At 55.9% G+C, this 8,451-nt stretch carries 10 protein-coding genes; 5 read left to right on the top strand and 5 right to left on the bottom strand.

Annotated features, from left to right (window positions below; genetic code table 11):
- On the top strand, positions 1–210 hold a 210-nt coding region (locus tag ACEYDX_RS07725), incomplete at its 5' end, for a hypothetical protein (RefSeq protein WP_373741443.1).
- Between the two features lie 446 nt (positions 211–656).
- Here the strand turns inward: ACEYDX_RS07725 and clpA are convergent.
- Positions 657–2,945: an ATP-dependent Clp protease ATP-binding subunit ClpA gene (gene clpA, locus ACEYDX_RS07720; protein WP_373741442.1), complete on the bottom strand. Its 2,289-nt coding sequence runs from the start codon at positions 2,943–2,945 to the stop codon at positions 657–659.
- Entirely contained in the window at positions 2,946–3,257 is a 312-nt protein-coding gene (gene clpS, locus ACEYDX_RS07715; RefSeq protein WP_373741441.1) for an ATP-dependent Clp protease adapter ClpS, read from the bottom strand.
- 235 nt (positions 3,258–3,492) lie between these two features.
- On the opposite strand from clpS, the gene ACEYDX_RS07710 reads away from it, so the two are divergent.
- The 3 genes from ACEYDX_RS07710 (at position 3,493) to ACEYDX_RS07700 (ending at position 4,276) form a co-directional block, all read left to right on the top strand.
- Positions 3,493–3,696 carry a cold-shock protein gene (locus tag ACEYDX_RS07710; RefSeq protein WP_373741440.1) on the top strand — a complete coding sequence of 68 codons (204 nt, stop codon included), beginning with the start codon at positions 3,493–3,495 and terminating at the stop codon, positions 3,694–3,696.
- A 156-nt stretch (positions 3,697–3,852) separates the two neighbouring features.
- Positions 3,853–4,068, top strand: a complete 216-nt coding sequence (locus ACEYDX_RS07705) for a branched-chain amino acid ABC transporter (protein WP_373741439.1) — start codon at positions 3,853–3,855, stop codon at positions 4,066–4,068.
- On the top strand, positions 4,052–4,276 hold the full coding sequence (locus ACEYDX_RS07700) for a DUF1653 domain-containing protein (RefSeq protein WP_373741438.1): 225 nt from the start codon (positions 4,052–4,054) through the stop codon (positions 4,274–4,276). The genes ACEYDX_RS07705 and ACEYDX_RS07700 overlap by 17 nt, the downstream gene beginning before the upstream one ends.
- A 250-nt stretch (positions 4,277–4,526) precedes the next feature.
- Here ACEYDX_RS07700 and ACEYDX_RS07695 read toward each other — a convergent pair whose 3' ends face one another.
- Positions 4,527–5,078: a glycine zipper domain-containing protein gene (locus tag ACEYDX_RS07695; protein ID WP_373741437.1), complete on the bottom strand. Its 552-nt coding sequence runs from the start codon at positions 5,076–5,078 to the stop codon at positions 4,527–4,529.
- On the opposite strand from ACEYDX_RS07695, the gene ACEYDX_RS07690 reads away from it, so the two are divergent.
- A complete protein-coding gene (locus ACEYDX_RS07690) occupies positions 5,068–5,787 on the top strand; it encodes a hypothetical protein (protein WP_373741436.1) in 720 nt (239 codons plus the stop codon). The two genes, ACEYDX_RS07695 and ACEYDX_RS07690, sit on opposite strands and share 11 nt — an antisense overlap.
- On the opposite strand, the gene pheA is transcribed toward ACEYDX_RS07690, so the two are convergent.
- Together pheA and ACEYDX_RS07680 are read right to left on the bottom strand one after the other, a co-directional pair.
- On the bottom strand, positions 5,756–6,838 hold the full coding sequence (pheA, locus tag ACEYDX_RS07685) for a prephenate dehydratase (protein WP_373741435.1): 1,083 nt from the start codon (positions 6,836–6,838) through the stop codon (positions 5,756–5,758). The genes ACEYDX_RS07690 and pheA overlap by 32 nt on opposite strands.
- 85 nt (positions 6,839–6,923) lie before the next feature.
- Positions 6,924–8,159, bottom strand: coding sequence for a multidrug effflux MFS transporter (locus ACEYDX_RS07680; RefSeq protein WP_373741434.1), 1,236 nt, complete (start codon positions 8,157–8,159; stop codon positions 6,924–6,926).
- Positions 8,160–8,451 lie beyond the last annotated feature (292 nt).

Genomic DNA, 8,451 nt, shown 5'->3' with positions numbered 1-8,451 from the left:
TTAGGAATCGGCTGCGAATTACGGATGTGGATTGGCTGTTTCAGGTGTGTATCGATAAATAAGTTTATTTGCTATAAAACATCATACGGCAAAGGCCGTCTGAAAAAGTTTTCAGACGGCCTTAAATATGCTTACTGCCTGACGGGGAACCCGTTCGGCCTTCAGCCGTATAATGGTATCTGCGGATTTGGTTCGGACACGGCAGGATAAAACATCATGCGGCAAAGGCCGTCTGAAAACGTTTTTTCAGACGGCCTTCGATTTTGCCGATTGTTTCCGTAACGGGCAGTTTTGATAAAGCGATACGGAAGTTTTTCTGCCGCCGCTATCTCCGCACGGACGGAAATCCGCGCGTGGCTTTAGGCCGTCTGAATCACGGACAAACATTCCTGTTTTGATCGCAGATTCCCGCCCGCTCCGGAATGGCTGCCGACGGACAGCATCGCTTGAAATAGATGGCTGTGTTTGGATGGGCGTGGACAGCATACGGTCAAGATTGCTCCAATTGCCGTCATTCCCGCGCAGGCGGGAATCCATGTTTGAAATCCGGTATCTGCCTTACCAAGCAATGACTTGGAAACATCAAAAACGGATTCCTGTCTGCACGGGAATGACTGAAAACCAAGTATCGGCACAAGAGCCGAACACCGCTAAATTTATTTTCCGTAGGTTTCGGCTTCCGCTGCCGCCACTTTGCGGCGTTTGAACGTGAGCGACACTTCTTCTTTCGACGCATTCCAACCGATTTTGACGAATCCGCCGTCGGCCAGTTTGCCGAACAGCAGCTCGTCGGCCAAAGCCTTGCGGATTTTTTCCTGTATCAGGCGGTGCATGGGGCGGGCGCCCATTTGCGGGTCGAAACCTTTTTGCGCGAGATATTGCCGCAATGCGGGGGAAAATTCGGCTTCGACTTTTTTGTCGAGAAGCTGTTTTTCCAGTTGCAGCAGGAATTTGTCCACCACTTTGGCAATCACGGTTTCGTCGAGCGGGGCGAACGGGATGATTGCGTCGAGACGGTTGCGGAATTCCGGCGTAAAGAGCCTGTTGATGGCCTGCATTTCGTCGCCGCGTTCGCGTTTGCCGGTAAAGCCGAAGGTGGGGCGGCTCAGGCTTTCGGCACCGGCATTGGTGGTCATAATCAGGATGACGTTGCGGAAATCCGCGCTCTTGCCGTTGTTGTCGGTCAGCCTGCCTGCATCCATCACTTGCAGCAAGACGTTGAAAATGTCGGGATGGGCTTTTTCGATTTCGTCGAGCAAGAGCACGCAGAAAGGCTGTTTGGTAACGGCTTCGGTCAGCAATCCGCCTTGGTCGAAGCCGACGTATCCCGGCGGCGCACCAATCAGGCGGGACACGGCGTGCGGCTCCATGTATTCGGACATATCGAAGCGTTGCAGCGGCACGCCGAGCGAATAGGCAAGCTGTTTGGCAACTTCGGTTTTGCCCACTCCGGTCGGGCCTGAAAACAGGAAACTGCCGATGGGTTTGTCGGGCAGGCCGAGGCCGGAACGCGCCATTTTGACTGCGGAAACAAGGGCTTCGATGGCGGCATCTTGGCCGTATACCATGTTTTTCAGGTCGCGGCCGAGATATTGCAGCACCTGTTTGTCGTCGTGCGACACGGTTTTTTCAGGGATGCGGGCGACTTTGGCCACCACCGCTTCGATTTGCGCTTTACCGATGACTTTTTTCTGCTTGGACTTGGGCAGGATTTTCTGCGCCGCCCCCGCTTCGTCAACAATATCGATGGCTTTGTCGGGCAGGAAGCGTTCGTTGATGTAGCGGGCGGAAAGTTCGGCGGCGGCTTCGAGTGCGCCGGACGTGTAGCGGACTTGGTGGAAGTCTTCGAACATCGGTTTCAGACCGCGCAGAATCTGTACGGTTTCGTCCACGCTCGGTTCGGCGATGTCGATTTTCTGGAAACGGCGGCTCAAGGCGTGGTCTTTGCTGAAAACGGTACGGAATTCGTCATAGGTGGTTGCGCCGATGCAGCGCATCGTGCCTTTGGCCAACGCGGGTTTCAACAGGTTGGACGCATCCAGCGTCCCCCCGCCCGACGAGCTGCCCGCACCGATGATGGTGTGGATTTCGTCGATAAACAGCACGGCATCGGGATGGTGTTCGAGCTGTTTCAAAATGGCCTTGACCCGGGCTTCGAAATCGCCGCGGTACTTAGTGCCCGCCAGCAATGCGCCCATGTCGAGCGCGTAAACGGTGGAGGCGGCCAGGCTGTCCGGCACTTCGCCGTGCACAATCCGGTAGGCCAAACCTTCGGCCAGCGCGGTTTTGCCCACGCCCGCTTCGCCGACCAGGATGGGATTGTTTTTGCGCCGGCGGCAGAGTACCTGCACCAGCCGCTCCATTTCGTAACGGCGGCCGATAAGCGGGTCGATGCGCCCTGCGCGGACTTCTTCGTTGAGATTGAGCGTATAACTTGCCAACGCGTCGGCGGCAGGCGCACCTCCGTTTTCTTCATCATAACGGCCGTCTGAAGGCTTTTCCTGCGCAGGTTGGCTGCCGTGCGCGATGCAGCGCAGTATTTCGAAACGCGTGATGTCCTGCTGTTTCAGGAAATACACCGCATGACTGTCGGTTTCGCTCATCAGCGCCACCAAAACGTCCAACGGCTCCACTTCCTGCTTGCCCGCCGACTGGGTATGCACCATCGCGCGCTGGATAACGCGCTGGAAACCGATCGACGGCTGGATTTCCGCCTTACCGAACAGGTGCTCCGGAATCTTGGGCGTGTTGTCGGCCACGCTCTGCCCGAGCTGTCCGGCCAACTCTGCCAAATCCGCACCGCATTTGATCAGAACCGAACGCACGGCTTCGTGTTTTTCCATCAGCAGCAGCAAAAGATGTTCGATGCCGATTAACTCGTAACGCTCCGCACGCGCTTCCGTATAGAGCGTTTGCAGGGTTTGTTCCAATTCAGATGAAATCATTTAAACTTCCTCCACAGTGCATTGCAGCGGATGGCCTTCTGATTCGGCGCGCCGCAACACCTGCTGTTGTTTGGTTTGCGCAATGTCGCGGGTGTACGCGCCGCACAAACCCTTGCCTTCGTGGTGCACCAGCAGCATCACCGCCACCGCCTGTTCCTGCGGCAGCATGAAAATCTCCGTCAGCACTTCCACCACAAACTCCATCGTGGTGTAATCGTCGTTGAGCAGAAAAACGCCGTATTTTCTCGGCGGCGGCTGTTTGAGTTTGTCCGACAGCGTGCCGGCATCGTGTTTGGTGTGTGTTTTGCCCATATATTTCGGTCTCCGCGGCGTTTTTAAATGTTGTTTTTTGTATTATTTTAATAAATTTCCCGATTTTTCCCAAACACCGCTTGACTACAATCCTTAACAAAGGTAAAAAGCAGGGCAGCAGAGCCGGCACACGAATAAAGCATAATTGTTTGGGAGAAGCTCGAAACTAATTAGGTTTTCAGTTCAGTATTGCCCTATTTGCTGTTTTATTAATTTTTTTGTATAGGAAGTATCAATGGCAACCGGTACCGTAAAATGGTTTAACGACGCTAAAGGTTTTGGATTCATCACGCCCGACGAGGGCGGCGAAGATTTGTTCGCACATTTCTCCGCAATCAACATGGACGGTTTCAAAACCCTGAAAGAAGGTCAGAAAGTTTCTTTCGACGTAACCACCGGCCCCAAAGGCAAACAAGCGGCCAATATTCAGGCAACTTAATCTGAAAACGGTTTCACACCGAACCATGGCAGGCCGAAAACCTGCCATTTTTTTATTTGGCTGCGTCCGCATGGTGCAATTGACGGGGCGGCAGCGTTCGTAACCGTCATTCCCGCACATCCAACACAGCCTTTTCTTTTATCCGGTATCACAGCCATGCCCGATTTTTCCCGTCCGCCCCTGTCGGAGCAGATCGACGAAATCATCAACCATCTGCGCCGCAACCAGTCCGTTTCCTGCGCCGATGCGGAAACCGAAGACCTGCTGCTGACCCGCCTCGACGCACTCAAATCCAAGCCCGCCACCGACGATGCCTCAGCTTTCGTCAACCGCCTGCACAAACAGTATTTTCCCCATGAACACCAAGATTAAACCCGGCATCTACCGCCACTACAAAGGCAGCCTCTACGAAGTATCCGCCACCGCCCGCCATTCCGAAACCGAAGAAGAAATGGTCGTGTACCGTGCTCTGTACGGCAATTACGGCCTGTGGGTACGCCCCGCCGCAATGTTCGCCGAAACGGTGGAACACGGCGGCAAAAACGTGGCACGGTTCGAATTGGTTCAGGCTTTCGAGTAACGCACGAAGGTTTTCAGACGGCCTTTACCGCAGCTAAGGCCGTCTGAAAACAAGCGGCCAACGCACGCAAACATTGCACATCCTATTGGTATGGTACTGTTTTGATTTCCGGCACGGTTTTACCTTATTTTTCAGACGGCCTGTATCGGAACGTGCGGAACGTCGGTTCATCTCGAAGGAAAACTTGAATGAAAGGCCGTCTGAAAACTTTTCAGACGGCCTTCACTAAATTACCGCTGTCCAACAGCAATCAATACCAGTAGCCTGTCCGGTTGCCGTAATACACGCCGGGCAGGATGTCGCGGCTGTTGACGCGCGTGATGCGGTCGCTGCTGCGCAGGCCTTCGCCGTAGTAACCGTAACGGCGGTTGTCGTAACGGTCGTCATAGCGACGGTCATATCTGTCGTCATAACGGCGGTCGTAACGGGCGCGGCGTTCGGCGGCGGTGCGGTAACGGCGGTCGTTTTTATATTCGTAACGGCGGATTTCGCGGTCGCGCAAACGGTCTTGGCGGTCGCGGTAATCATCATCGTCATAATGTCCGTAACGGCGGGCGTAGCTGCCGATGCGCTCGGCATCTTTGTTTTCGAGATTGTAGCCGATCAGGTTGCCCAGCAAGCCGCCCGCAGCGGCTCCCATCAGGGTAGATTTCGAGTCGTTGCCGGTGGCGTTGCCGATCAGTCCGCCCACCGCGGTCCCCAGCAGCGTGGCTTCGGTGCGGTTGATTTCCGCCACTGCTGCGGGTGCGGCAGCCAAAGAAGCGGCGGCAAACAGAATGCTGAAAGTGTGTTTGGGTTTCATGAAGTTTTCCTTTCCAATGCCACAAGGCGGGCTGCCTGTGTACGAAAGGATTATGCGGCGGAACGGCGGCGGCGGAAAGGGGTTTTCCGCCTGTTTGATAAGGCTTTACACAAAGCGGCACAACGGTGTTGCGGCAAACCTACATTTCTGTATGTATATGTCTGTGCGCCGAAAAATATCTGTTTGGAAACACGCTGCGAATGGATTTATTTTCACCGATTATCCTGTGCCGCCTGAAACAATCCGCCCTAATCCGCAGCTTTCCGTTGATTTCCGAAACAATACTGCCGAAAAAACGGCGCCGCGTTTTCCCGCCGACCGTTGTCCGCTTTTGCCGTTTATGGTCAAAACACAATCTGATTCCGGATACCAATGGACTTCGGCCACACGGGATACGGTACGGCTTGCTCATAGAATAAGGCCGTCTGGAAAAACTTTTTCAGACGGCCTTTACCGTTATCCGGTTGCAACACCATGGCTGTGTTTGGAGGTTGTGTGGATATTTGGTTTTTCGCCATTCCCGTACATGCTGGAATCCGGCTTTGGCATTCACAAGTGCTTGTTAATAAAGAAATACCGGATTTCAAACACGGATTCCCGCCTGCGCGGGAATGACGGAAGCCGGAGAAATCCATCTTGCCGGTATGTTGTCAGCACAATACCGAAACGCAGCAAAACTACAAAACCGCCAGCGGATACGAACCGATGACTTTAACAAACGAAGCACGCTCGTTGAGCAGTTGCAGCGCCTGCTGGACTTTGGCATCTTTGTGGTGGCCTTCGATGTCGATGAAGAACAGGTATTCCCACAATACCGATTTGCTCGGGCGGCTCTCGAATTTGGTCATCGAAATATCCAGTTCGCTGAACGGCTTGAGCAGCGAGTTAACCGCTCCCGCGCGGTTGGGCGTGGAGATGACCAGCGAGGTTTTGTCGCTGCCTGTGCTGTCGGTATCCTGATGGCCGAGCACGAGAAAACGGGTGGTGTTGTTCGGCTCGTCTTCGATGCAGGCGGCGGCGGTATTCAGGCCGTAGATTTCGGCGGCGATGCTGCCCGCGATGGCGGCGGCACTGCCGTCTGAAGATTCGGACACCAGCCGTGCGGCTTCGCCGTTGCTCGAAACGGGAATGCGCCGCGCTTCGGGCAGGTAGCGGGCGAGCCAGTCGTTGCATTGCGCGAGTGCTTGGGCGTGGGCGTAAACCTTGTCCACCCCGCCGATTTCCTGACTGTCTTTACGCAGCAGGTTGTGGCGGATGCGCAGAACGACTTCGCCGCAGGCCTGCAGCGAGGTAACGGAAAGCATGTCGAGCGAACGGCCCACCGAACCTTCGGTGGAGTTTTCGACGGGGGCGACGAGATAATCGGCCTGACGGGTTTCGACGAGTTTGAAGCAGTCGTCCACGGTGGCGCAGGCGCGGGTCCGCGCGGCGTGGCCGAAATGTTTGACGGCGGCCTGCTGGGTAAACGTTCCTTCCGGGCCGAGGTAGGCAATGGTGAGCGGGCGTTCCACCGCCAAACATTCGCTCATGATTTCGCGGAACAGGCGGGCGACGGATTCATCCGGCAACGGGCCTTGGTTGAGGTTTTGGATGCGCTGCAAAACGGCGGCTTCGCGTTCGGGACGGTACACCGCGCCCGTGCCTTTGAGTTCGCCGATGGCACGGGCGTGGCCTGCACGGCGGTTGAGCAAGTCGAGAATGTCGGCATCGATTTTGTCGATGGCATCGCGGTGGGGCAGGAGTTTCTGTTCGAGCGTCATATCGGAGATTCTTTACGGTAATGCGTGTAGGCTGGGATTTTAACACCAAACAGGCCGTCTGAACGGTTTCAGACGGCCTGCCGCTTCATGGCTCCCGAACGCTGTTCAGCGCCCAAGCCTGATGGGAAAACAGCCACAGCAGCATGATGCCCAAGGTGGTCGAGACAAACATCATGCAGGCCATCACGATGGCCGAACCGTTGTGCAGCCATGTCGCCAGCAAGCCCATGCTCGCGCCGATTACCGACTGGCTCACGCCCAAAACCGCATTGGCACTGCCGCTTTCCTTACTGAAATAGCCCATGAAACAGGCCTGCGTATTGGCTGTTACCAAGCCCTGCGTACCGACGGAAAACATCACGCACGCCGCCAGCATCCACAAAGGCGGCAGCTCCAGCACGGCCACCGAAAGCAGCAGCACCAGATTGGCCGCAAACTGCACCAGTATGCCCGCCTTCAGAATCTGCTGCGGATGCGTTCCCGATTTCAGCCGCCACGCCGTGATGCGGTTGAACGACGCCATCGTTACCACATTAAGCGCGAACAGCCAGCCGTAATCATGGGTCGAAACACCGTAGAGCTTCATATAAACGAACGGCGATTCCGTTAAAAACGAAAACATCGACGAAAAACTGAACGCCTGAAAAAACAGATAACCCAATGCCGGCCGCGTCCCCAACACACGCCGGTAGCGTCCGACCACATCGGCGAACACACCCCGCCCGATGCACCCCACACTTTCCGGCTTCGGCATTTTCCGCCACAACAGCCAACCGATACCGGCCGCGTACAGCATCAGAAAGCCGAACACCAGCCGCCAGCCGCCCAAACTCTGCAACAGCGCGCCGAGCGCAGGCGCCAGCAACGGTACCGACATCAAAATAATGCCGATAAGCGCAAACATCTGCGCCGCCTCCCGCCCCTGATAACGGTCGCGCACCGTTGCCCCGACAATCACCACCGTCATCCCCGCCCCGAACGCCTGCACCACCCGCAGCACCAAAAGCTGCGAACCCGTCTGCACCAGCAGCAGCCCCAACACCCCCGCCGCATACACCACCAATCCGGCCAGCGCCACCGGACGGCGGCCTTTGATGTCCGACACCGTACCGCCGAACACCTGCCCCGCCGCCACACCGAAAAGAAACAGACTCAGGCTCTGCTCGATGCGGTGGATGTCGGCATTCAAATCGTGCGCCATCGCGGGAATCGCAGGCAGGTAAGTATCGATGGAAAGCGGCATCAGGGCCACCAGCATCGCCAGCATCGCAGCCATTTTTTTATCGTCGGCAGCGGTCGGCTTGGACGGAGAAGCGTTCATAATCGGTTCCGTAAAACAGGAAACCGCCCGCAGGCGGCTTATTTGAAAAGCGTAATTATACGCCTGTTTCAGACGGCCTTAGAACCCGTCGGCATCCCTGCTGAAAAACATTTTGCTCCGAACAGCCTGCCGCACGCAACATAAGGCCGCATCCCAGGCCGGAACAACGGTGCGTTCACCGCCCGCATCAAGGCCGTCTGAAAAACTTTTCAGACGGCATCCAATCTTGTGTTCAACCCGCCTTACGGTTAATCCACCACACCAGCGACAGCATCACCGGCACTTCCACCAG

This window comes from Neisseria sp. (genome assembly GCF_041804105.1).
Lineage (GTDB): Bacteria > Pseudomonadota > Gammaproteobacteria > Burkholderiales > Neisseriaceae > Neisseria.
Note: the sequence above shows the minus strand (reverse complement) of the source record. Positions and strands in the feature narration are given on the sequence as shown.